Origin of the sequence: Actinacidiphila acidipaludis (assembly GCF_019890725.1) — a bacterium.
In the GTDB taxonomy this organism is placed as follows: Bacteria; Actinomycetota; Actinomycetes; order Streptomycetales; family Streptomycetaceae; genus Actinacidiphila; species Actinacidiphila acidipaludis.
In genome coordinates this window covers 29,859-54,079 of record NZ_JAINZZ010000011.1, presented here as the reverse complement: position 1 = coordinate 54,079, position 24,221 = coordinate 29,859, and the positions used below count along the sequence as shown (strand labels likewise).

General features: G+C 74.4%; 19 protein-coding genes. 11 read left to right on the top strand and 8 right to left on the bottom strand.

From position 1 onward, the window contains the following. The first annotated feature begins 2 nt into the window (after window positions 1–2). Window positions 3–692, top strand: coding sequence for a GntR family transcriptional regulator (locus K7862_RS12430; RefSeq protein ID WP_222962578.1), 690 nt, complete (start codon window positions 3–5; stop codon window positions 690–692). Between the two features lie 248 nt (window positions 693–940). Beyond that, the gene (locus K7862_RS12425) at window positions 941–1,690 is read left to right on the top strand and encodes a hypothetical protein (protein WP_222962577.1); all 750 of its coding nucleotides are present in this window, start codon (window positions 941–943) and stop codon (window positions 1,688–1,690) included. A 710-nt stretch (window positions 1,691–2,400) separates the two neighbouring features. On the opposite strand, the gene K7862_RS12420 is transcribed toward K7862_RS12425, so the two are convergent. Then, the gene (locus tag K7862_RS12420) at window positions 2,401–4,080 is read right to left on the bottom strand and encodes a PucR family transcriptional regulator (protein ID WP_222962576.1); all 1,680 of its coding nucleotides are present in this window, start codon (window positions 4,078–4,080) and stop codon (window positions 2,401–2,403) included. Window positions 4,081–4,468: 388 nt separating this feature from the next. Between K7862_RS12420 and K7862_RS12415 the strand changes: the two genes are divergently transcribed. The 6 genes from K7862_RS12415 to K7862_RS12390 all read left to right on the top strand — a co-directional run bounded on the left by K7862_RS12415 (window position 4,469) and on the right by K7862_RS12390 (window position 12,308). Then, window positions 4,469–5,365, top strand: coding sequence for an FAD binding domain-containing protein (locus K7862_RS12415; RefSeq protein WP_222962575.1), 897 nt, complete (start codon window positions 4,469–4,471; stop codon window positions 5,363–5,365). Beyond that, entirely contained in the window at window positions 5,356–5,832 is a 477-nt protein-coding gene (locus K7862_RS12410) for a (2Fe-2S)-binding protein (protein ID WP_222962574.1), read from the top strand. The genes K7862_RS12415 and K7862_RS12410 overlap by 10 nt, the downstream gene beginning before the upstream one ends. 2 nt (window positions 5,833–5,834) lie before the next feature. Further along, window positions 5,835–8,252 (top strand): xanthine dehydrogenase family protein molybdopterin-binding subunit, encoded by a 2,418-nt coding sequence (locus K7862_RS12405; protein WP_222962573.1) that lies wholly within the window; start codon window positions 5,835–5,837, stop codon window positions 8,250–8,252. 160 nt (window positions 8,253–8,412) lie between these two features. Then, a complete protein-coding gene (locus K7862_RS12400; RefSeq protein ID WP_222962572.1) occupies window positions 8,413–9,879 on the top strand; it encodes an NCS2 family permease in 1,467 nt (488 codons plus the stop codon). 51 nt (window positions 9,880–9,930) lie between these two features. After that, on the top strand, window positions 9,931–11,091 hold the full coding sequence (locus K7862_RS12395; protein WP_222962571.1) for an XdhC family protein: 1,161 nt from the start codon (window positions 9,931–9,933) through the stop codon (window positions 11,089–11,091). A gap of 71 nt (window positions 11,092–11,162) precedes the next feature. Next, window positions 11,163–12,308 (top strand): winged helix DNA-binding domain-containing protein, encoded by a 1,146-nt coding sequence (locus tag K7862_RS12390; RefSeq protein ID WP_222962570.1) that lies wholly within the window; start codon window positions 11,163–11,165, stop codon window positions 12,306–12,308. Window positions 12,309–12,342: 34 nt separating this feature from the next. Here K7862_RS12390 and K7862_RS12385 read toward each other — a convergent pair whose 3' ends face one another. The 3 genes from K7862_RS12385 to K7862_RS12375 form a co-directional block, all read right to left on the bottom strand. Then, window positions 12,343–14,406, bottom strand: a complete 2,064-nt coding sequence (locus K7862_RS12385; protein ID WP_222962569.1) for a sigma-70 family RNA polymerase sigma factor — start codon at window positions 14,404–14,406, stop codon at window positions 12,343–12,345. A 154-nt stretch (window positions 14,407–14,560) separates the two neighbouring features. Then, entirely contained in the window at window positions 14,561–15,958 is a 1,398-nt protein-coding gene (locus K7862_RS12380) for a cellulose binding domain-containing protein (protein ID WP_222962643.1), read from the bottom strand. Between the two features lie 208 nt (window positions 15,959–16,166). Continuing rightward, window positions 16,167–17,714 (bottom strand): beta-N-acetylhexosaminidase, encoded by a 1,548-nt coding sequence (locus K7862_RS12375; protein ID WP_222962568.1) that lies wholly within the window; start codon window positions 17,712–17,714, stop codon window positions 16,167–16,169. Between the two features lie 278 nt (window positions 17,715–17,992). Here K7862_RS12375 and K7862_RS12370 point away from each other — a divergent pair, with 278 nt between their 5' ends. Together K7862_RS12370 and K7862_RS12365 are read left to right on the top strand one after the other, a co-directional pair. Continuing rightward, window positions 17,993–18,838, top strand: coding sequence for a GntR family transcriptional regulator (locus tag K7862_RS12370; protein ID WP_222962567.1), 846 nt, complete (start codon window positions 17,993–17,995; stop codon window positions 18,836–18,838). Between the two features lie 97 nt (window positions 18,839–18,935). Further along, window positions 18,936–19,184 (top strand): SCO4226 family nickel-binding protein, encoded by a 249-nt coding sequence (locus tag K7862_RS12365; protein WP_222962566.1) that lies wholly within the window; start codon window positions 18,936–18,938, stop codon window positions 19,182–19,184. Window positions 19,185–19,314: 130 nt separating this feature from the next. Here K7862_RS12365 and K7862_RS12360 read toward each other — a convergent pair whose 3' ends face one another. Together K7862_RS12360 and K7862_RS12355 are read right to left on the bottom strand one after the other, a co-directional pair. Continuing rightward, window positions 19,315–19,761, bottom strand: a complete 447-nt coding sequence (locus K7862_RS12360; RefSeq protein WP_222962565.1) for an SAV_915 family protein — start codon at window positions 19,759–19,761, stop codon at window positions 19,315–19,317. Between the two features lie 221 nt (window positions 19,762–19,982). Further along, complete coding sequence (locus tag K7862_RS12355; RefSeq protein WP_222962564.1) at window positions 19,983–21,116, bottom strand: FAD-dependent oxidoreductase; 1,134 nt, start codon at window positions 21,114–21,116, stop codon at window positions 19,983–19,985. Window positions 21,117–21,225: 109 nt separating this feature from the next. Between K7862_RS12355 and K7862_RS12350 the strand changes: the two genes are divergently transcribed. Next, window positions 21,226–21,822, top strand: a complete 597-nt coding sequence (locus K7862_RS12350) for a TetR/AcrR family transcriptional regulator (RefSeq protein ID WP_222962563.1) — start codon at window positions 21,226–21,228, stop codon at window positions 21,820–21,822. Here K7862_RS12350 and K7862_RS12345 read toward each other — a convergent pair. Continuing rightward, complete coding sequence (locus K7862_RS12345) at window positions 21,809–23,209, bottom strand: MFS transporter (RefSeq protein WP_222962562.1); 1,401 nt, start codon at window positions 23,207–23,209, stop codon at window positions 21,809–21,811. The genes K7862_RS12350 and K7862_RS12345 overlap by 14 nt on opposite strands. 307 nt (window positions 23,210–23,516) lie before the next feature. After that, a complete protein-coding gene (locus tag K7862_RS12340) occupies window positions 23,517–24,122 on the bottom strand; it encodes a hypothetical protein (RefSeq protein ID WP_222962561.1) in 606 nt (201 codons plus the stop codon). Between the last annotated feature and the right edge of the window lie 99 nt (window positions 24,123–24,221).

Here is a 24,221-nt window from a genome sequence, read left to right as displayed (position 1 = left end):
GGGTGGCCTCGGACGTACGGCCGAAAGGAGGCCGGGAGGGGCAGGACCCGGTGGAGCGAGCCGCGCCGATACGGCTGTCGGTACGGGACCAGGTGCTGCGGGAGCTGCGCGCGGCGATCATCAACGGGTCCCTGGCTCCCGGGTCGGTGCACTCCGCTCCGGCGCTGGCTCTCGGCTACGGGGTCTCCGCGACGCCGGTGCGGGAGGCCATGCAGCTCCTCGCCCAGGACGGGGCGGTCGAGATCCTGCCGAACCGCGGCTTCCGGATCGCCGAGCGCACGGCTCGCGACCTGCGGGAGCTGGCCGAGGTCCGGGCGCTGCTGGAGGTGCCGGTCGTGCTGGGGCTCGCCCGCAGCCTGCCGTCGTCCCGGTGGCTCGTTCTGCGACCGCTGGCCGACGCGACGCTCGCGGCCGCGGCCGGCGGCGACCGGGCCGCCTACGCGGAGTCGGACCGGGCGTTCCACCGGGCGCTGCTGGAGCTGTCGGGCAACGTTCACCTGGTCTCCGTCGCGGACGAGCTCCACCGGCGGGCGCAGTGGCCGGTGCCGCAGGAGGTGCCGCGCGGGCGGCAGGGGGCGCTGCTCGCCGACGCCACCGAGCACCGTGTGCTGCTGGAGGCGCTGATCGCCGGTGACGTGGTCACCGTGGAAGCGCTGGCCCGCGAGCACTTCACCGGCTCCGCCTGGGGATAGGCCGCTGCCGTACCCGGGTGCCGGACCCGGGTGCCGGGTTCGCGTACCCGATTCACGTGCCGGAGTTTCGCCGTTTCGCCGTTTCCGCACCCGCCGGGCGCCGCGAAGGTGAGATGGTTTGTCCGCTCGTGAAAGTGATCCCGTTCACAAGAAGTGATCTCCGACCCCTTGGCGCGGGGCACTTGCCCGTGCTGGACTTCGGCCACTGTTGCTCACGCGGGCTCGACGACGTGCTTGGGGGAGAAGCTGTGGCAGACACCGCCCTGTCGGAATCTGTGGTCGGGACACCGGACGTCTGGCGGTTGCGCGCACGCGGCTGCTGGGCGGAGGCGGCGGCGCTGCTGGCGCCCTTCTGCGACGACGACGCCGGGGCGGCGCTGAGCAGGGCGGAACTGCTGGTCGAGGGGTGTTTCTACCACGTCGCCGGGTGGGCGGAGGCCGAGGACGCGCTGCGCAAGGCCGAGGCGCTGGCCTCGACCGACGAGGAGCGGGGTGCTGCCGCCTCCGAGCGCGGGTACCTGGCGTACGGGGCGACCCTGTTCTCGGTCCGGGACCGGGCCGACGAGGCGCGGTCGGCCTTCGGCCGGAGTGCGGCGCTGCTGTCCCCGGCGTCGCCCGGGCGGCCGCTGCTGGACTTCCGCCGCGGACTGGTGGCGGAGAACCTCGCGGCCAACGCGGTGGCGGCGCGGGCGGCGTACCGGCGGGCGCACGCCGGGGCCGTGGCGCACGGCGACACGTTCCTCACGTCGTTCACGTGGCGGCATCTCGCGGGGCTCGCGGCGGCCGAGGGGGACATGGCCGAGGCGCGGCACGGATTCGCCGAGTCCCTGCGGATTCGGGTGGCGCTCGGGCATCTGGTCGGTACGGCGCCAGCGTTGCTGGCGCTGGCGGATGTGGCGGGGGAGGAGGAGGCGGGGCGCCTCCGTGGTGAGGCGGCGCGGCTCTATGCGCTGCTCAACGGCATTCCCACGTGGTTGGCTCCGGCGATGGCGCCCTGAGGCTCGCCCTTGGCGGGCTGGGCTCGCCCGGCCATCTCTGCGGGTCGCCCTTGGCGGGCTGGGCTCGCCTGGCCATCTCTGCGGGTCGCCCTGTGCCCTCGGCTTCGGGGGTGCCCCTGGCCCTTGTTTGCCGTCTGCCGGCCGGCTGTGGCTTGTCGCGCTGGGGGCAGCTTGCGGGCGGAGCCTGGGGGACCCCGCGCCCCTGTTATCGCTTGCCGTTCGTCCACTTGTCGGGGGCAGTCCGGAAGCGTCTCCTCGGACTGTGCATGGCGGCTACTTACGAATTGGCTGGTCGGGCGGATGCACATTCCTGCGGGGAGCGCTTCCTCCCCACCCCCTGGCAGTGAAAGTGGCCGCAGGGGCAGTCCAGGGGTACCGCCGTACTGCCCAGGCCTCCCCACCCCATGGACGACCAGGGGGTGGGGAGGAAGCGCTCCCCGCAAGGACTTGTGCATCCGCCCGGGACTTCCTACGGACAAACGGTCACGCACAAGTCCGAGGAGACGCTTCCGTACTGCCCCCAACGTGTGGACGAACGGCACGTGATCCAGGGGCGCGAGGTCCCCCAGACTCCGTCCGGGAGGTGGCCCCAGCGCGAGCAACCCACCACCGGGCGAAGGACGGGAACGGCGGCCCGGGGGCAGCCCGGAAGCCGGTCAAGGGGCGGCGGCACGTGATTCGGGGGCGGGCCCCGAGCGGGAGGCGAGGGGTTAGCTGAGGCGGAGGGCAAGGAAGAAGTCGAGTTTGTCCTCGAGGCGGGACAGGTCGCGACCTGTGAGCTGCTCGATCCGCCCCACCCGGTAGCGGAGCGTATTGACGTGGAGGTGGAGCCGCGCAGCACAGCGGGTCCATGAGCCGTCGCACTCCAGGAACGCCTCCAGCGTGGGGATCAGCTCGGCCCGGTGCCTGCGGTCGTAGGCGCGGAGCGGGTCCAGCAGGCGGGCGGTGAACGCCCGCCGTACGTCGTCCGGGACGAACGGCAGCAGCAGGACGTGGGAGGCCAGCTCCTCGTGGCCGGCCACGCACACCCGGCCCCCGCGGGCGGCGGCGACCCGGCGGGCGTGCCGGGCCTCCTCCAGGGCGCCGCGCAGCCCCTCGGGCGAGTGCACGGCCGCGCTGACGCCGATCGTCAGCCGGCCGTCCTCGCCCAGGCCGCGGGACAGCGGCCCGCGCAGTGCCTGCTGGAGCTGTTCGGCCGCCAGGGGCTCGGGCTCCGCGTCCTCCGCGCCGTCGGCGCCGTCCGCGCCCTCGGAGGGCCGCCGGACCAGCGGCACCAGTGCCATCGCCTTGTCCTCGGTGTGTGCGACGGCGATCCGGTCGGCATCCTCGGGTCCGGCCGCCGCCGGGTCCGCCAGCGCCTCCTCCAGCAGCGCCTGCGCCACCGGGCCCGGCGGCACGTCGGAGTCGGCCCAGTCCACCCGGGCGACCACGATCTGCCACTGCGGCTCCCCGGCCACGCCGGGCATCAGCACGGGCGCCGCGGCGCGCAGCCGGGCGCCGATCTCCGCGGGCGGCGCCCCGCCCTGCACGAGCTCGAAGACCTCCGCGGCCAGCCGCCGCCGCATCGTGCGCGCCGCGTCCCTCCGGTCGCGTTCCACGGCGATCAGCTGCGTCACCCCGTGCAGCAGGTCGAGTCGCTCGGCCGGCCACTCGCCGGCGTCGGCCTCCACCGCGAGGAACCAGTCGGAGAGCACGCTGGCCCGGATGTCCGTGCCGCCCTCGCCCGCGCGGACCGGGAAGAGCGAGTAGACCCGGCCGCCCTGGGCGGCCACCCGGTGCGGGGCCGGGCGTCCGGTGCGGGACGCGGCCTGCTGGGCGCCGGCCAGCTCCGCCCGGACCGCGGCGGGCAGCGGGTAGCCGGACCCGCCTATCTCGCGGCCGGTGGAGGACAGCACCCAGGCGTGCAGGTCCAGGTCGCTGCCGAGCAGGTCGAGCACCGCGTCGGGGCCGCCGCCGGCGGGTCCCGCGGACATCAGCCGGCGGTGCCGGTCGACGACCGCCGCGAGGTCCCCGGCCCGCTCGCCGGAGACCTGCCGGACCACGTACTCGGTGACCGTCGCGAACGCGACCTGCTCGTCGACGGCGAACAGCGGCAGGCGGTTGCGGGTGCAGGCCGTGACGAGGTCGTCCGGGATCGCGCTGAGCTCCGCCTCGCCCGCCGCGAGGGCCGCGACGCCCGCCGCGGCCAGGATCCGGACGAACGGCTCGGAGTCCTCGGGCCCGTGCCGCCAGGCCAGGCCGGTGAGGACCAGTTCGCCGCCGTTGAGGTAGCGGCTGGGGTCGCGCAGGTCGGTGGTCATGACACCGCGGACCGTCCGGTCGAGCTCGTCCGCGCCGCTGAGCAGGCGCAGGCCCAGAGCGTCGGTGTCCAGCAGTGCGCGGAGCCGCATCGTCGTCGCCTTGTCGTGGAGGTGCGTGGGCCGTGCGGGGTGCACGGTGGGGAAGCCCCGTCCGAAGTCGGCGCCGCTGGTCCACCGGTGTGACCGGTGGGAAGCGGTGAGGTTTCCGGACGAACCCTTTAGGAGGAATCTACAAGACCCACGGCCTGGCCAGCCAAGTGCTTCATGGTTTCAGTGACTGCACCCGGACGGCCGCACGGCCGTGTACTGAGGCCACACCGCGTGAATGGCTCCAGAGGAGGGCCCCGGCTCCACCGCCCTCTCCTCCTCACCCCGCACCTCCCCTCCGCAACGCTCCACCCGCCCGCCGCGGATTCCCCGGGACCCCCGGGGCGTCCGGACCGCCGGCGCGGCCGACGAGAGACCGAGAAGAGACCCCATGGACTTCCTGCGTCCCGCCACATGGCAGGAGGCGCTCGCCGCCAAGGCCGAGCACCCCTCAGCCGTGCCCATCGCGGGCGGCACGGACGTGATGGTCGAGATCAACTTCGACCACCGCAGGCCCGAGTACCTGATGGACCTGAACCGCGTCGCCGAGCTCCAGGAGTGGGAGGTCGGCGAGGACACCGTGACGCTCGGCGCCTCCGTGCCGTACAGCCGGATCATGGAGTCCCTGCGCGCCGAACTGCCGGGGCTGGCGCTCGCCGCCCACACGGTCGCCTCCCCGCAGATCCGCAACCGCGGCGGCGTCGGCGGCAACCTCGGCACCGCCTCGCCGGCCGGCGACGCCCATCCGGCGCTGCTGGCCGGCGGCGGCGAGGTCGAGGCGGTGTCGGTCCGCGGCACCCGCATGATCCCGATCGACGACTTCTACCTCGGCGTGAAGCGCAACGCGCTCGCCCCGGACGAGCTGATCCGCGCGGTGCGCCTGAAGAAGGCCACAGGACCGCAGCAGTTCTCCAAGGTCGGCACCCGCAACGCCATGGTCATCGCCGTCTGCGCGTTCGGCATCGCGCTCCACCCCGACACGCGCACGGTCCGCACCGGCATCGGCTCGGCCGCCCCGACCCCGATCCGCGCCACGACCGCTGAGGAGTTCCTCACCGCGGCCCTGGAGGAGGGCGGCTTCTGGGACAACGGCAAGGCCGTACCGCCCGCGGTGGCACGGCAGTTCGCCGACCTGGTGGCCGGCGCCGCCAACCCGATCGACGACGTGCGCGGCACCGCGTCCTACCGGCGGCACGCGCTGGCCGTGATGGCCCGCCGCACCCTCGGCTGGACCTGGGAGCAGTACCGCGGCAAGCAGCAGGACGAGAGGAACCAGCCATGCGCGTGACCTTCACCGTCAACGGCCGCAGGCAGGAGGCGGACGACGTCTGGGAGGGCGAGTCCCTGCTGTACGTGCTGCGCGAGCGGATGGGCCTGCCGGGCTCCAAGAACGCCTGCGAGCAGGGTGAGTGCGGCTCGTGCACCGTCCGGCTGGACGGCGTGCCGGTCTGCTCGTGCCTGGTCGCGGCCGGCCAGGCCGAGGGCCGCGAGGTCGTCACCGTCGAGGGACTGGCGGGGGAGGACGGCCGGCTGTCCACCGTGCAGCAGGCGTTCGTCGACGCCGGCGCCGTGCAGTGCGGGTTCTGCACCCCCGGTCTGCTGGTCGCCGCCGACGAACTGCTGGAACGCAACCCCGAGCCGACGGACGGCGACATCCGCGAGGCCCTGTCGGGCAACCTGTGCCGCTGCACCGGCTACGAGAAGATCCTGGACGCGGTCCGCCTGGCGGCCGCCCGTACCGGAGAGGCGGTGTGAGCATGACCGCGCACCGGACCCGGGCCGCGACCGCCCCCGGCCGCACGCCCACCAGCCTGACCCAGGGCACCCAGGACGGCCTGACCAAGGGCGGCATCGGCGAGTCCACGCTGCGTCCCGACGGGATCCTCAAGGTCACCGGCGAGTTCGCCTACTCCTCCGACCTGTGGCACGAGGACATGCTGTGGGGCTACACCCTGCGCAGCACCGTCGCCCACGCCAGGATCGCGTCCATCGACACCGCGGAGGCGCTGGCCACCTCCGGCGTCTACGCGGTGCTGACCTACGACGACCTGCCGACCGAGGTGAAGCACTACGGCCTGGAGATCCGGGACACCCCGGTGCTGGCCCACGGCAAGGTCCGCCACCACGGCGAGCCGGTGGCGCTGGTCGCCGCCGACCACCCGGAGACCGCCCGCCGGGCGGCGGCGAAGATCCGCGTCGTGTACGAGGAACTGCCGATCGTCACCGACGAGGCGTCCGCGACCGGCCCGGACGCCGTGCTGGTCCACGAGCACCGCGACGACCACCACAGCGGCCACGTCCCGCACCCCAACATCGTGCACCGCCAGCCGATCGTCCGCGGCGACGCGGCGGCCGCCGCCGCCCGGGCCGACGTGATCGTCACCGGCGACTACGTCTTCGGCATGCAGGACCAGGCGTTCCTCGGCCCGGAGTCCGGACTCGCGGTGCCCGCCGAGGACGGCGGCGTCGACCTGTACGTGGCGACGCAGTGGCTCCACTCCGACCTGCGGCAGATCGCGCCGGTGCTGGGCCTGCCGGAGAAGAAGGTCCGGATGACGCTGTCCGGCGTCGGCGGCGCGTTCGGCGGGCGCGAGGACCTGTCGATGCAGATCCACGGCTGCCTGCTGGCGCTGCGCACCGGCAAGCCGGTCAAGATCGTCTACAACCGCTTCGAGTCGTTCTTCGGCCACGTCCACCGCCACCCGGCCAGGCTCCACTACGAGCACGGCGCGACCCGCGACGGCCGGCTCACCCACGTGAAGTGCCGGATCGTGCTCGACGGCGGCGCCTACGCCTCGGCCTCACCCGCGGTGGTCGGCAACGCCGCGTCCCTGTCCATCGGCCCGTACGTCGTCGAGGACGTCGACATCGAGGCCGTCGCGCTCTACACCAACAACCCGCCGTGCGGGGCGATGCGCGGCTTCGGCGCGGTCCAGGCGTGCTTCGCCTACGAGGCGCAGATGGACAAGGTCGCCGCCGAACTCGGTCTGGACCCGGTGGAGTTCCGGCAGATCAACGCCATGGAACAGGGCACGGTCATGCCGACCGGCCAGGTCGTGGACTCGCCGGCGCCGGTCGCCGAACTGCTGCGCCGGGTCAAGTCCCGCCCGCTGCCGCCCGAGCGGCAGTGGGAGACCACCGAGGGGGCCGACGTGCGCGCGCTGCCCGGCGGCCTGTCCAACACCACCCACGGCGAGGGCGTCGTGCGCGGCGTCGGCTACGCGGTCGGCATCAAGAACGTCGGCTTCTCCGAGGGCTTCGACGACTACTCCACCGCCCGCGTGCGGATGGAGGTCATCAACGGCGAGCCGGTGGCGACCGTGCACACCGCGATGGCCGAGGTCGGGCAGGGCGGCGTCACCGTGCACGCCCAGATCGCCCGGTCCGAGCTGGGCGTCACCCAGGTGACCATCCAGCCCGCCGACACCCAGGTCGGCTCGGCCGGTTCCACCTCCGCCTCCCGGCAGACCTACATGACCGGCGGCGCGGTGAAGAACACCTGCGAGGCCGTCCGGGAGAAGGTGCTGGACATCGGCCGGCGCAAGTTCGGCACCTACCACCCGGCGTGGGCCACCGCCGAACTGCTGCTGGAGGCGGGCAAGGTCGTCACCGACGGCGGCGAGGCGCTCGCCGACCTCGCCGACGTCCTGGAGGGCGAGGCGGTCGAGCTGGAACTGGAGTTCCGGCACCGGCCCACCCAGGCGTTCGACCTGCGCACCGGCCAGGGCAACGGCCATGTGCAGTACTCCTTCGCCGCGCACCGCGCCGTCGTCGAGGTCGACACCGAGCTCGGGCTGGTCAAGGTGGTCGAACTGGCCTGCGCGCAGGACGTCGGCAAGGCGCTCAACCCGCTGTCGGTCGTCGGGCAGATCCAGGGCGGCACCACGCAGGGCCTCGGCGTCGCGGTGATGGAGGAGATCATCGTCGACCCGGTCACCGCCAAGGTCCGCAACCCGTCCTTCACCGACTACCTGATCCCCACCATCCTCGACACGCCGACCATCCCGGTCGACGTCCTCGAACTGGCCGACGAGCACGCCCCGTACGGGTTGCGCGGCATCGGCGAGGCCCCGACCCTGTCCTCCACCCCCGCCGTCCTCGCCGCCATCCGGCAGGCGACCGGGCTGGAGCTGAACAGGACGCCGGTCCGGCCCGAGCACCTCACCGGATCGTAGGAACTCCGTCCGGGGCGCGGCCATCACGGGCGCCGCGCTCCCCGGACGGCGGCAAGGCAATCGTTCGCCTCGGGCCGTCCCCCGGGTCGTGCAGGCCAAGCAGCATCCCAAATCCCGCACAGCTGTGCGGGTGCCCCTGTGAACCTTGGGAGTTGGCACCATGACCCAGACGCCAGTGGAGCCGCGCACCGCGGCGGAGGACGCGGGCCCCGGCTCGCGTGTCCCCGCCGGAAGATCGTGGCTCGACCGGTACTTCCACATCTCCGACCGAGGCTCGTCGGTCCCCCGCGAGGTACGCGGCGGCATCACGACCTTCATGGCGATGTGCTACATCCTGCTGCTCAACCCGCTCCTGCTGTCCGGCCCGGACGCGGACGGCCACAAGCTGCCGCACGCCGCACTGATCACCGCGACCGCGCTCGCGGCGGCGGTGTCCACCCTCCTGATGGGCTTCGTCGGCAAGGTCCCGCTGGCCCTCGCCGCCGGACTCAGCGTCGCCGGCGTCATCTCCACCCAGGTCGCGCCCAACATGACCTGGCCGCAGGCCATGGGGATGTGCGTCATCTACGGCGGCGTGATCGTGCTGCTGGTGGTCACCGGGCTGCGGGAGATCGTGATGAACGCGATACCCCTCGCCCTCAAGCACGGCATCACCATCGGCATCGGCCTGTTCATCGCGATGATCGGGCTGGTCAACGCCGGGTTCGTGGGCAAGGGCGACCCGCACGGCAGCGCCCCCGTCACCCTCGGCGCCGGCGGCCGGCTCGCCGGCTGGCCGGTCCTGCTGTTCTGTGTCACGCTGCTGCTCATCTTCATGCTGCAGGCCCGCAACATCCCCGGTGCCATCCTGATCGGCATCGTCACCGGGACGGTACTCGCCGTGATCGTCAACGCCGCCGGACACCTGACCGCCGCCGACTGGGGAGGCAGCGCGCCCAGGCTGCAGGGCAGCGCCGTCTCCATGCCGGACTTCTCACTCTTCGGGCACGTGGAGTTCGGCGGCTGGGGGTCGATCGGCGGCATGACCGTCGGGGTGATCGTCTTCACCCTGGTGCTGGCCGGCTTCTTCGACGCGATGGCCACGATCATCGGCGTGGGCACCGAGGCCGGGCTGGCCGACGCGCGCGGCCGGATGCCGGGCCTGTCCAAGGCGCTGTTCATCGACGGCGCCGGCGGGGCCATCGGCGGTGTCGCGGGCGCCTCCGGGCAGACCGTCTTCATCGAGTCGGCGACCGGCGTCGGCGAGGGGTCCCGCACCGGCCTGTCGTCCGTGGTCACCGGCGTCCTCTTCGCGCTCGGGCTGTTCTTCACCCCGCTCGCGCAGATCGTCCCCGGCCAGGTCGCGGCCGCCGCTCTGGTGGTCATCGGTGCGATGATGATGAGCAACGCCCGGCACGTCGACTGGTCCGACCGGTCGGTGTCGGTGCCGGTCTTCATGACCGTGGCGCTCATGCCCTTCACGTACTCGATCACCGCGGGTGTCGGAGCGGGTGTCGTGTCCTGGACCGCGATCAAGGCCGCCCAGGGCAAGTGGCGCGAGCCGGGGATCTTCATGTGGATCCTGACGGCCGTCTTCTGCGTCTACTTCGCCCTGCATCCCATCGAGGCCTGGCTCGGGGTCGGGTAGCCGGTCCCGTTCCGACGAGCAGGCACCGGACGTCACGAGGAGTTGAGCCCCATGCTGGACATCGCCGAGGAGCTGCACCGCTGGTGCGGACGCGGCCTGCCCTTCGCCGTGGCGACGGTCGTCGCCACCGGCGGCAGCGCCCCGCGGCAGCCCGGCGCGGCGCTCGCGGTCGACGGCGAGGGCAACGTGATCGGCAGCGTGTCCGGCGGGTGCGTGGAGGGCGCCGTCTACGACCTGTGCCGCGAGGCACTGTCCGGCGACGGCCCCGGCACTCTCCTCGAACGCTTCGGCTACTCCGACGAGGACGCCTTCGCGGTCGGCCTGACCTGCGGCGGCGAGCTCGACATCCTCATCCAGCGGGTCGACCCCGCCGCCCGCCCGGAGCTGGCCGGCGCGCTCGCCGCGTCCGTCGCGGGCGAGGCGGCGGCGGTCGCCCGGGTCGTCGGCGGGCCCGCGGACCTGCTGGGCCGCGCCCTGCTGGTCCGCGGCGACGGCACCCGCGACGGCTCGCTCGGCGATCCGGAGCGCGACCGGACGGCCGGCGCCGAGGCCCACGCCATGCTGGAGGCGGGCCGCACCGGCACGGTCACGATCGGCGCCGACGGCAGCCGGTGCGGGGAGCCGCTGACGCTGCTCGTCGAGTCCAGCGTGCCGCCGCCGCGGCTGCTGGTCTTCGGGGCGATCGACTTCGCGGCGGCGCTGGTGCGGGCCGGGCGGTTCCTCGGGTACCGGGTGACCGTGTGCGACGCGCGGCCGGTGTTCGCCACCCCGCTGCGCTTCCCGGAGGCCGACGAGCTCGTGGTGGACTGGCCGCACCGCTATCTGGACCGCGAGGTCCAGGCCGGGCGGCTGGACGGCCGCACGGCGATCTGCGTGCTCACCCATGACGCGAAGTTCGACGTGCCGCTGCTGCAGCGGGCCCTGCGGCTGCCGGTCGCCTACGTCGGGGCGATGGGCTCGCGCCGCACCCACCTGGAACGCCTCGACAAGCTGCGCGACGCGGGCCTGGGGGAGCTCGACCTCAGCCGCCTGCACTCGCCGATCGGGCTCGACCTGGGAGCACGCACGCCCGAGGAGACGGCGCTGTCCATCGCCGCCGAGATCGTCGCGCACCGCTACGGCGGCTCCGGCGCGCCGCTCACCGGCGCCCGCACCCCGATCCACCCCGTGCCGCCCAGCCCGCACCGGCGCCTCGGACCGCCCGCGGCCTGACGCGTCCCCCCGGGCCGCGACCGCCCTGATTGCGGACCGGGGGTGTCCGCAAGGGGGCCTACGGTGAGGACATGGGGAACCTGGCGCTGGATCGGCGCACGCTCAACCGCACCCTGCTCGACCGCCAGATGCTGCTGCGGCGCGCGGCGGCCGGCACCGAGACGGCCGTCGCCCGGCTCCTGGGGCTCCAGTCCCAGGTGCCGTCCTCGCCGTATCTCGGGCTGTGGACCCGCCTGGAGGACTTCGACTTCGCCGAACCCGGCACGCTCCTCACCGAGCGCCGGCTCGTCCGCCTGGTGGCGATGCGCGGCACCGTCCACCTGATGACGGCGGCCGACGCGCTGCGGCTGCGCGCCTGGACCCAGCCGGCGCTGGACCGCACGCTGCGCACCTCCACCTGGGCACCGGGTTTCGCCGGCGTGGATCTCACCGCCGTGGCCGCGTACGGCCGCGCGCTGCTCGCCGAACAGCCCATGACCCCGGGCGAGTTGCGCGGCGCGCTGGGTGCTCGCTGGCCGGACGCCCGGGCCGACTCGCTGCTGCAGGCCCTCCGGGTCTGCGAGCCGCTGGTGCAGGTGCCGCCGCGCGGGCTGTGGGGCGCGAGCGGCGGCGTGCGGTACGCGCTGCTCGGCACCTGGGTCGGTGAGCCGGGCGGTGCGCGGGAGAGCGCCGGGGAGCAGGACGGGTCCGGCGGCCCGGGCGAGCAGGAACTGGTCCGCCGCTACCTCGCCGCGTTCGGGCCGGCCACCCCCGCCGACATGCAGAAGTGGTCGGGCCGCACCGGGCTGAGGAAGGCGTTCGCCGCTCTCGAACTGCGCGCCTACACCGCCGAGGACGACGGCCGCGTGCTCTACGACCTGCCCGAGGCGGTTCTCGCGGACCCGGCGACCGAGGTCCCGGCCCGCTTCGTCGCCGACTTCGACAACCTGCTGCTCTCCCACGCCGACCGCACCCGCGTCCTCGCCACGGCCGACAAGAACCGGGTGATCACCGTCAACGGCCTGGTGAGCGGCACCATCCTGGTCGACGGATTCGTCGGCGGCACCTGGCAGTTCGACAAGGAGGCCCGCGACCGCGGCGCCGCGGCCGTCGTCGTCACCCCGTTCGCCCCGCTCACCGGGACCGACTGGGACGCCCTCGAACGCGAGGGCGCGCGGCTGCTGGCCGCCGCCCACCCCGGCCTGGCGCACTCGGTGCGGTTCACCGCTCCCCGCTGACGGTCGCGCGCCGCGTCGGCGCGCCGCGCGGGCGTCAGCGGGCCTTCTCGAAGGCGGTGCCGGCCGCGGTCGGCACCGCGCCGCCGTGGAAGAGGCCGCTGCTGGGGCCGCCGTCCTTGGCGGGCAGCCCGAACCAGGCGTACCGCTGGAGCCAGGGCAGCCCGTCCAGCATGGCGGTGGCCGCGGTGACGAAAGCGGCCTGCTGGGCGTCGGTGGGGAACCGCGTGCCGTGCGAGAAGTCGATGAGCGCGAACTCGGTGAGCCACACCGGCTTGTGGTAGCGGTTGTGCACGGCCTCCAGGTACCGCTGGAGCTGGGCGACGGCGTCCGGTGTGGTGAAGTCGCCTCCGTACCAGTGCAGGGCGATGAAGTCGACACGGTAGCCCTTGGCCGCAGCGCCGCTCATGAAGCGGTCCAGCCAGCCGCCGGGCGTGTCTGCGCCGTACGCGACAGCGGGGCTGCCCAGCACCCGGCCGGTGGACATCAGCGACGGCCACAGCGCGAGCGCCTGGTCGACCGTCATGTTCGACTGTCCCGCCATGTCCGGCTCGTTGAAGCCGAGCAGGTACGGCCCGGCCTGCCGGGCGCGGGCCAGCGAGGCCGCGTCCGCGCTGCCGGCGCCCCAGACCATCGGGACGAAGCCCGGCCCGCTGATGCCGGCGTGCGTGGTGGACCAGGTGTAGTACCAGCCGGCGCCGGAACGGGCGAGCGCGGTGTTCACGCCGTCGAAGCTCCAGACGCCCACGCCCTTGCGGGGTGTGGCCGCCGGCGGTGCGGGTGGTGCGGCGGGGACCGCCGGCCTGCGGGTGGTGGCCTTCGGCGTCGGACGGCGCGAGGCCGTGGTCCGCGGCGAGGACGTCGTGGGGGAGGCGGTGGGCGTGGCCGGCGGCGGCGCGGGGGTGGCCGGCGCGGCGACGGTGTGCCGCGGTGCCGCGTCGGCGGCGGGGGCCGAGGAGCCGGAGGCCAGGTGGACCGCGAGCAGAGCGGCCGCGGTGACGGCGGCGACCGCGGCGACCGCGGTGGCGGGCGCGCCGAACGGCGTGTGCCACAGCCGGGCCCGCAGGCCGCCGCGGCCGCCCCCGTGCGCACCGCTCCGCCGTGGGGGGCGAGGTCGCGGAGCGGTGCGCTGGGCCGCGTGTGGGGCCACGGCCTGGGTGGGGGGCTGGGGGTGCCCGGCGGCGGAGTGCGCGGCGCCGGGGGCGGGGTCGCCGGAGTGCGGCTGCGGGGCGGGCTGGTGCGGGCCGGGGGCCTGGGCCGCGGACACCGGGCTCGCGGCCAGGTGGGCGGTGCCGGGGAGCAGGTGGGCGGCGAGCGGGAGCGGCACCGGCAGCAGGGGGAGGCCGCTGAGCAACCGGTCCATCGGCAGCAGCGCGGCGCTGCGCGGTCCGCAGAGCCCGCAGCCGCGCACATGGCGGGCGAACCGCTTGCGCCACAGCGGGCTGGGCACGCCGTCCCAGCCGGCCGTCAGCTCCCGCAGCCCGGCGCACGCGTCGGCCGAGCCGAGGGTGCCGAGGGCACGCACCACCGTGCGGGAGATGTCCAGTTGCTCCTTCATGCGCTGGACGCGGACCGCCGCGTGCTGCCGGGTCAGGCCGAGCGCGCCGGCGAGTTCCGACCGGCCGATGTCGCCGGTCTCCTCCAGCCACCACAGCGCGAGCAGCGTCCGGTCGTCGCCGTCCAGCCAGCGGGTGGCCTCGGCGATCTCCCGGCGCTGGTCGGTCAGTCCGAGCCCGATGATGGTGAGGGCGGCGAAGTCGGAGGCCGGGTCGGCGATCAACTCGGCGGCGTCCAGGGCGGTCTGCTGGTGCCAGGCCGCCTTGCGGGCCTGCTCGCGGTCGCGCACCTGCCGGACCGCGATGGCCACCAGCCACGAGCGGAAGGCCGTGGGGTCGCGCAGTTCACCGAGCCCCCGGACGACCCGCAGCAGCGTCTCCTGCACGACGTCGTCGACGTCGTCGTGACCGTCGAGGGCCCGGCCGACGATGTTGTAGACCAGCGGCAGGCACTCGGCGACGAGCGCGTCCAATGCCTGCTGGTCGCCCGACCGCGCGGCGGCCACGACCGCGGGGTCCGGCCCGACCCGGTCGCCTGCACGCATGTCCCGCTCTCCTCTCTCCGCCGCCGGCGCCCGCTCGCGCCGACGGCCCTTCGAACAGGAGACGGTGCCACGACCCGCGGATAACGGAAAAGTCCGGGAGCGGATTCGACCGCCCGCCCCCGCGCGGAACGGGGACGGGCGGTCGCGGATCCGGTCAGCTCGCGGGGACGTTGTCCTCGAACGTGGTGCCCGCGCTGCGCAGCCCGGTCACCGCCGACTGCACCTGCGCCGGGGTGAGCACCTGGTCCTTGACGTAGTAGACGTAGTCCACCTGCTCGTTGTACGAGCGCGGCGTGCTGCTGGTCTGGCCCGCGGTGTCGATCAGCCAGTGGTTGAAGTCGATCCACTGCGGGGTCTCGGGCAGGTACGGCTCACCGTGCTGGGCGACCTGCTGCCCGTCGATGTAGTAGGTGATGTAGGAGTTGTCGATGGTGATCTGCAGGTTGTGCCAGCCGTCGAGGCTGCCGTACTGCTGGCCGTGGATGTTGACGGCGTTCCACGGGTCGGGGTTGTAGGTCTCCCAGGACGTCTCGTACATGATGTTCTGGGTCTCGCCCCAGCCGCCGTTGGGCAGGTACTCGAAGTCCTGCTCGCTGTAGTCCGGGTCCATCGGGGCGTTCAGCGGCGTGAAGGTGAAGAACGTCTGGTTGACGTGGTCGCCGTCGGGGCCGCCGGTAGGGGTGTCGTTGAACTTCACCCGGGCCGCGTAGGTGCCGTTCTTGAACTTCCGCGCGGTGGTCTGGATCTCGGTCTCGCGCGTGCCGGACGCCGTGCCGTCGGTGGTCAGCTTGAGGTTCATCACCTTGCCCGAGCCGTCGGCGACGAACGTCAGGTCCTGCGGGGACCAGGTCGCCCCGGCCACACCCGGGCCGCCCTGCCCGGACTTCACCGTCCAGCCGTGCTGCTGGACCGCCGGGTCACTGCTGCTGGTGTAGCTGAAGTCGTCGAACATCGTCGGCCCGTTCGGGGTGCCGCCGCCGCCCGTGGGAGGCGGGCTGGTGGGCGGCTGCGTCGGGTCGTTGCCCGCGGGCGCGGTGCCCCACACCAGGCTGCCGCCGTCCTGCACGGTCACCTTCGGCCAGTTGGCGTAGGACGTCTGCGCGCCGTTGAACGAGTAGTCGTCGGACTGGGTGATCGTCTGCCAGTCGGCGCGGTAGAAGCGCAGCTGGAGGTCGCCGGTGTTCTGCCCGGGGGCGAGCGATCCGGCGCCCGCGGTGAAGCCGATCTCCAGGTAGCGGTCGGCCGTCGCGGTCGGGTTGGCGAGTGTGCCGAACGTCCCGGTGACGTTGGCGCAGCCCTTGACCGCCCAGGAGCAGGCGAACCGGTAGGTGACGCCGGGGCCGTCGGACTTGAAGTAGTAGCGCAGTGTCACGTTGCTCAACGGGACGGTCGTGGAACCGGTGTTGGTGACCTCCAGCCACGGCTCGACCTGGTCGGCGGTCGCGCCGGACGCGCTGGTGCGGTACTGGGCGGTGAGCGAGTCCTGGGCGGCGGAGGCGGGCAGCGCGGTGAGCGCGGCACAGGCGAGGCCGGCCGCCGTGCACACCGCCATCGCGGTGCGGATTCTTGCGGGGACGTGGAGCTTTCCTGACACGGTGATCCCTTTCGGACGTGTGGGGCGCGCGACGGGCCCGGGTTCGGGCCCAGGGTTTCCGGTGAGTGCTGCGGTGCTGCGGTTGTGCGGGATACGCGGTTGTGCGGGATACGCGGTTGTGCGGATGGTGCGGGGGGACGGATCGCGGTGGTGCGCCGCGGTCGCGTCAGGGGTCCGGTTCCGGGGCCGGCTCGGGGACGGGCGGGAGGTGCCCGTGGCGGATGCCCAGCGCGGTCAGCCGGGCCGTGTGGGCGTGCAGGGCGGGCAGCACGTCGGCCGCCCACGTGCCCGCCGGGTTCCACGCGCGGTCGGCGAGCGCGCACAGCCGTGGGAACAGCAGGTACTCGGCGTGCTCGGCGGTCGGCACGAACTCGGTCCACAACTGCGCCTGCGTGCCCAGCACCCGGGCCGCCGCCTCCGGCTCCCAGGGCGGCGGCCCGCTGCCGCGGTGCACCGCCGCCACGTCGACGATCTCGCCCGCCTGGCCCAGCGGTTCGCCCGGGTCGCCGGTCTGCGGATAGTCCAGGTACGTGGCCCGGTGCGGGGCCATCACGACGTCGTGACCACGCCGGGCGGCGGCCAGTCCGTGCGCGGCGTCCCGCCACGGCATCACGGTGAACTCCCGCGGCAGCGTGCCGGAGTCCTCGGCCCAGCACAGCGGGGTGCGCCCGGACTCCAGCAGGAACGAGCCGATCCGCCCGAGGAACCAGCCGTGCAGCGCCTTGGGCGCGGGCAGTCCGAGCTCCGCGGCCCGCTGCCGCGCGGCCGGCGTCCGCTCCCACTCGGTGACCGGGCACTCGTCGCCGCCCACGTGCACGTACCGCGACGGGAAGACGTCCATCACCTCGCCGAGCACGGTCCGGCAGAAGTCCAGCGCCTCGTCGTGCATGCCGAGCACCTGCTCGCACACCCCCCACTCGGTCCACACGTCCAGCGCGCGGCCCGGCACGTTGCCCAGTTCCGGGTAGGCGGCGAGGGCGGACCTGACGTGGCCGGGCATCTCGATCTCGGGCACCACCGTGACCCCGCGTTCGGCCGCGTACGCCACCAGGTCGCGCAGTTCGGCCGCGGTGTAGGCGCCGCTGTGCGGGACGTCGTCGAACGTGCCGCTGCCGGCTCGGCCGGCCATCGTGCGGGCGCGCGTCCCGCCGACCTCGGTGAGCCGCGGCAGGGCGGCGACCGGCATCCGCCAGCCCTGGTCGTCGGTCAGGTGCAGGTGCAGCACGTTGAGCTTGTGCAGCGCCAGCAGATCGGTGAACCGCTTGAGGTAGGGCAGCGGCTGGAAGCGCCGGGCCACGTCGATCAGCGCGCCGCGCCAGGCGTACCGCGGCACGTCGGTGATCCGCACGCACGGCACCCGCCACGGCACACCGGTCACCGGGCCGGCCGACAGGGCCTCGGCGGGCAGGAGCTGGCGCAGCGTCTGGACGCCGCGCAGCAGGCCCTGGCGGTGGGCCGCGCGCAGCAGCACAGCGTCCGGGTCGACGGACAGTTCGTAGCCCTCCACGCCGAGACCGCGCAGACCGGGATCCACCGCGAGGACCACCGCGCCGTCGGAGGACACCGGCAGGGGCAGCCCGGTCGCCGGCGCGAGCAGCGTGCGCAGCAGCCCGGCGGCGCCGAGCGCGCCGTCCGGCGCCCGCAGGGCCGTGGTCGCGTCGAAGGTGAACCGGCCCGGCAGACGGGTCAGCCGGGTGGGGCGCGGAATGATCACGAGGTGGTCTCCCGGTGCGAGCGGACCTTACCACTTGGCAACTGGTATGGAGCTGGTAAGTGAAGGTGGCAGAGACCACCGAGGTCGTCAAGGGGCCGGACCAGAAAGGCATTTCACGATGTCGTACCGAGACTTGGGCTGATCCGGCCACTCTCCGGGCCCGCAAGGGACCGTGGTTGCTGACCAGTGCTGGCCAACTGGTCAGTGTCTGGCTAGTCTCGGGGCACAGCACGGCCGGGGGCAGCCCGGGCGGTCCCGGGGAAGGGGCACACCACGTCATGGTCAGCGAGCCGGCGCGCTCCCCGCTGAAGCGCGAACGGGTCCGCGAGCACCTCATGGAGCTCGTCGAGTCCCGCTCGCCGGGCGACCCCATCCCGTCCGAGCGCGTCCTGTGCGAGCAACTCGGCGTCTCACGGCCGACGTTGCGCTCGGCGGTCGACGAACTCGTCGCCACCGGGCTGCTGGTGCGCGAGCACGGCCGCGGGATGTTCGTGGCCCGCGCGAAGATCACCCAGGAACTCGCGCCGGACCGCGACAGCCACCGCCTCCCGCAGGCGTCCGGCACGTGGGCCAGCCGGGTGCTGGAGTTCACCACGGTCCGGGCCGGTGCACGCGTCGGCCGCCGGCTGCGGATCTCGCCCGCCGCCGAGATCACCTACATCGCGCGGCTGCGGCTGGTCGACGACGAGCCGATGGCCATCGAGTACCTGCACGTGCCCGCGGCGCTCGTCCCCGGTCTGCGTCCCGCCGACATGGAGGCCGGAGACTTCTACGACCTGCTGCGCGACCGGCACGGCGTGCGCGTCCACGAGGCCGTGCAGTCGATCGAGCCGACCGTGACGAACGAGGAGGAGGCGCGGCTGATCGGTGTCCCCGTGCTGTCGCCAGCCCTGCTCTTCGAACGGCTCACCCGCGACGCCACCGGACGCCCTGTGGAGTACGTGCACTCCGTCTACCGCGGCGACCGCTACCGGATCGTCTCCCGGCTGGCGCTGGACGACATCGGGCCGGCCATCTCCGCGCGCCCGTCGCTCGGCCATCACCCGGGCATCCCGCCGGGGGACCTCGCCGGCCGCGCCGACGTCCCGGCCCAGATGATCGGCGACGTCCAGCCCGCGCCCTGAGCGCTCCCCGCCACGCCGGGCGGGACGAATGAGCGCATCATGGAGACAGGGGAGCAGCAGAGCAGCCCCTGCCACAGCAGCGGAGGAGTGAGACGCCATGGCGACGTTCATGGATGTCCACCGCGGGATGAAGGGCATCACCGCCGACCAGCTCAAGGAAGCGCACGAAGCCGACCTCGCCGTGCAGCAGGAGGAGGGCGTGCAGTTCGAGCGCGCCTGGGCCGACCCGGCCTCCGGCAACGTGTACTGCCTGTCCGAGGCGCCTTCGGCGGACGCCGTGCGCAAGGCCCACGAGCGCGCCGGTCACGCACCCGACGAAGTCAACCCCGTGCCTTACAGCGTGTGAGGTTCCGCGTCCCGGGACGCGTTCACGGCCGGTGCGCCTGCGGCCGGCGTCCCTGCGGCTGACGTCCCTGCCGTCGACGTCGCTGTCGTTGACGTCCCTGCTTTCGAGGCCCGCGGCTGACGGTCCGCGGTCAGGGTGCCGCGGCCTCCGGTGCGGCCGCGTCGGTGCCGCCGGACGCGGGCGCCGTGCCGGGCACGGCCTCGGGTACGGCTTCGGCCAGGGTTTCGGGCACGGTTTCGGCCACGGCCTGGGGTGCCGCTTCGGCGGCCGACCAGGAGGCCGGGGGACGCGCGGTCAGCAGCGGGTCGACGGTCAGGAGCAGGGCTCCCAGCGGTTCCACCATGCGGCGAAGTGCCGTCTCGGAGAGGCGGATCCACGGCTGGGTGGGGCCCAGAACCGAACGCAGCCGCCGGTCGGAGGTGAACGCCACGGCCGTCCGCGTCCCGAAGGGCGTGCGCCACAGGCGGACCACGGACCCCGCCGGCCCCCGCCTGACCGGCACGTACAGCGAGCGCTTCCCGTCGGCTCCCGGCTCCGGCTCGGGCCCGCTGGAAGGCTGGTGCTGGCTCACGTGCATGCGGCAACGGTAACCCGGCGCCAGGGTCCGCATGCGACCTGTCCATCCAGTGGGCGGGCGCGCGGACGGGCCCGCGAGCCCGCCGCGGCACCCCTCCGCGCAGGGTCGGAGCCGCCACCAGGGCGTGTCGCCCTGCCGGCGCGCGCCCGGCCCGCGGAGTCCCTCGCGGCCGCCGCGGACACCTCCGAACGGGTGACACCGGCCGCTCTCGGTGCCGCGTTTCAGCGGTAGTTGAGCTCGGCGAGTTCGGTGGTCAGGCTGCGGCGGAACGCCGGGACGCGGCTCACCACCGGCAGGACCGCGTTGCGCAGCGCGCGGGCCGGGGCGCGCCGCAGCGTGGCCATGCGGGTCATGCGGTCGGTGAAGGCGACCACGCGCCGGGCCACCGGGCGGCGCACGGCCTCGTAGTCGTCGAGCCGGTCCTCCGCGAGGGCGCGGCCGAGGGCGTAGGCGTCCTGGATGCCGGTGTTCATGCCCTGGCCGCCCGCCGGGCTGTGCACATGGGCGGCGTCGCCGGCCAGCAGCAGGCGCCCGGCGCGGTAGGCGTCGGCGACCCGGTGGTGCACGCGGAACCGCGATCCCCACACCACCGCGGTGACCCTGGCCTGGCCGGGGGAGCGCGCGTCCAGCAGGGCCTGCACATAGGCGGTGTCCGGGTCGGCCGGCGCCTCGTCGACGATCGCGACGACCCGGTGGTGCCCGTGCGGGAGGGGCGCGACGACCACGAGCCCGTCCGCGTGGAAGTTCAGCGACACCTCGTCGCGTCCCGGCCGCCAGTCCATGGTGACGTCGGCCAGGACGAACGACTGCCCGTAGGCGCCGCCGGTGAAGTCGATCCCGGCGGCCTGGCGGACCGCGCTGTGCATGCCGTCGGCGCCGACCGCGTACCGCGCCCGCAGCGTCTCGCCGCCCGCGGTCGTCAGGGTGACGCCGTCCGCGTCCTGCTCGGCGGCGGTCACCTCGCAGGGCCGGTGCACGTCGCCGCCGAGTTCCCGCAGCCGGGCCAGCAGCACGTCCTCGGTCTCGCTCTGCGGAACCATCAGCGTGTACGGGTGCGGCGTGGGCAGCCCGGCGAAGGACAGCCGGGCCAGCTCGCGGCGGCCGTCGCGGACGGTGAACCGGTCGACGAGCAGGCCGCGCCGTAGCAGCTCCGACGACGCGCCGAGGGTGTCCAGCACCTCCAGGGTGCGGGCGTGCACCACGGCGGCGCGCGAGGTGTTGGCGCCCTCGGCCTGCCGGTCGAGCAGGACGAAGTCGATTCCGGCCTGGGCGAGGGTGACCGCGAGCGCCAGGCCGGTCGGCCCGGCGCCGACGATCGCGACGTGGGTGGTGGCGGGAAGTGCCCCGGCAGTCATGGGATGCCCCCTTCACAGAGAGAGGCCAACGGTTGTTGGCCAACGTCTGTTGACATCGTGAACCCAAGCGCTGTGGTGTGTCAACACGTGTTGGCCTACAGTTGTTGCCATGAAGACCGAAGCTGTTGACGGCACGGCGGGCGACCGGCCCCGCCGCACCTCGGAGGCGACCAAGGCGGCGATCCTGGCCGCCGCGCGCTCGCGTTTCGCGGAGCAGGGCTACGAGCGCACCACCATCCGCGGCGTGGCCGCCGACGCGGGGATCGACGCGTCGATGGTGATGCGCTACTTCGGCAGCAAGGAGCAGTTGTTCGAGGCGGCGCTGGCCATCGACCTGCACCTGCCCGACGTGCGGGACGTACCGCCCGACCGCGTCCCCGCGCTGTTCATCCGGCACTTCCTGGACCGCTGGGAGGGCGACCCCACCGACGACGCGCTGCTGGTGCTGCTGCGCTCGGCGGTCACCAACGACCAGGCGGCCGCCCGGATGCGGGACATCTTCGCCCGCCAGGTCGCCCCCGCGGTCGCCGCGGCGCTGCCGCCCGGACCGGACGCACCGGCCCGGGCGGCGCTGGTCTCGGCCCAGTTGCTGGGCCTGGCGCTCACCCGCTACCTGCTGCGCCTGCCGCCCGCACTGGCGCTGACACCGGAACAGATCGAGGAGCTGTACGCACCGGCGCTGACGGCGGTGCTCACGTCCCGCTGAGCGTGGGCGCGGGGTTCCCGTCGACTCCGGGCGCCTGCTCTGCGGCGGCCCCCTGCTGTGTCCCGCCGGCCCCGGGCACGTCTTCCCCGGCGGCCGAGCGCGGCCGGGTCCCGCCGTCTCCAGGCACGTCCTCCCCGGCGGCCCCCTGCTGTGTCCCGCCGGCCCCAGCGGCCCGCAGCGGCTCCCGGCCCCGTCCCCGGGGCGACGTCCGGCCGCGGGCGGCGAGCGCCGCGCACGCCGGGGCGGCGGCGGCCAGCAGGAAGCACACCGGCAGCGCGGCCCGGTCCACCAGCAGGGCGGCGAGCCCGCCGCCCGCCGAAGACCCGGCGTTGATCGCGGAGTTGGCCCAGGTGGTGGCGCGTGTGGCGGTCCCTTCGGGGGCGAGCCTGCTCGCGGCGAGATAGGCCGTCGACAGGGTGGGGGAGGTGAGCAGGCCGCCGACGGCGACGCACAGGCCGAGCACCGGCAGCGAGGGCGCGGCCGCCGTCACGGCCACCAGCGCGGCCATCACCAGCAGCAGGTACGGCAGCCGGGCGGCCGCGTCCAGCCGCCACCGCACCCGTCCGTACAGCAGGCCGCCCAGCGCGCTGCCCGCGGACTGCGCCGCCAGGATCCAGCCCGCGGCCGCCGGGTGGTGCGCCCGGTCGGCGGCCGCGATCACGTAGAGGTACACGGCGGCCAGGCAGACGCCCATGCCGAAGGCCGCGGCGGCCGCCCGCCGGACCCCGGCGCCCTCGGGCGCCAGCAGCCGCAGAGGTGCGGACGTCTCCTTGGGGACGGGGGCGATCAGCCGGGCGGCGGGGGAACTCACCATCGCCAGCGTGCCGCCCGCGATCACCGCGCCCGACAGCACAAGACCCGGTACCGGGTGGATCGCGACGACCAGCAACGGGCCGGCCAGGAAGATGAGTTCCTCGGCGACGGTGTCCAGGCTGAACGCCCGTTGCAGTACGGCGTCGTCCGGCGCCATCGCCGACCACAGGGCCCGCATGGTCGGCCCGAGCGGCGGGCACGACGCGCCCACCGCCGCGACCAGGACGGCGAACAGCCACCGGGGGGTGCCGGCCGCCGCGTGGGCGCAGGCGGCCAGGACGAACAGCGCCGAGGCGAACGGCAGGGCCAGCGCGGGCAGCGCGCGGCGCGCCCCCCAGCGGTCGATCAGCCCCGCCCTGGCCGGCGCCAGCACGACCGAGACGGCGGCGAACTCGGTGCCGAACAGACCGCCGGCCGGCAGGGAACCGGTGGCGGCGGCCAGCGACAGGACGAGGGACAGGGACACGACCCCGTAGCCGAGCCGCCCGAACAGGGCGGCGCCGAAGGTGCGGCGGGCGTGGGGCAGGCGAAGGACGGCGGCGTACGACGACGCCGCCGGGCGTGGCGAAGACATGGGAGTGCTTCCTCTGCGAAGGCCGGATAGGGACGGACGACGCGTGCGCCCGCCCGTCGGACCCGCCCGTCACGGGCGTCCGGTCGGCTGGGTCGGGGCGCCGCGGGTCCGCGGCCTACGCACAGAGAAGGAACACGCCGTGAGCGTACCGGGCGGGACGACCCCCGGCCACAGCTTTAAGCCCGTACGGGCCGTACGGACCGTACGGTCCGGCCGTCCGGGTCACTGCCCTGGCCGACGTTCCCCGGACCACGGCCGCCCGGACCGTCGTCCTGCCGTCGGCGCGCCCGCGGCCGTCGCGGGTCCCTCATGCCGCGGCGGAGCAACTCCACTGCGGAGTGGGGCCGTTCGCGGTCCGCTTCGTGCCGGCGTCGGTGTACGTGATGTGCCAGCGGAAGGCCGGTGCGGGCGACCGCGGTGCGGAGGCGAGCTGATCGGCCCCGGCGCAGCTCCCCATGTACGTGTGGACAATCACCGAGACGGTCTGCCGGGCCGCCACGTCGCCGAGTTCGCACCACAGGTCCGCCGGTGAGGAGGCGTCGAGCCGGCTCAGACAGCGGCCGTCCGCGGACCCGACGCCGTTGCCCGGCTGGGCGTCGTCGAGCAGCACCCGGACGTCGTAGGCCGCCGCCGCGCCTGTGTTGGTCACCGACAGCGTGAAGTCGCCGTTCTCCTCGCGGTCGACCACGGCGCTGGCCGGCAGGACCCGCGCGGTCACCACCGCGGCGCCCGAGCGGTCGCCCCCGGGCGGCAGCGGCAGCAGGCGCGTCGCCGTGGGGTCGGCCCAGGCGGTCGCCGCCGGGGACGTGCCCGCGCCGCACAGCAGCAGACCGCAGACGAGGGCGAGGCAGCCGGGAACGCGGACGAGGACGCGCGGCAGGGCGTGACCTCGGGGACGGCGGCGGGGGTTCATCGCAGGGCCTTTCCGGGGCGGGCGGGAGGTGATCCCAGCAGCCTGCCGCGCGTCGTCGGCCCGCGGGCGCGACGCGGCGGCGGGACCGGCCCAAATGCA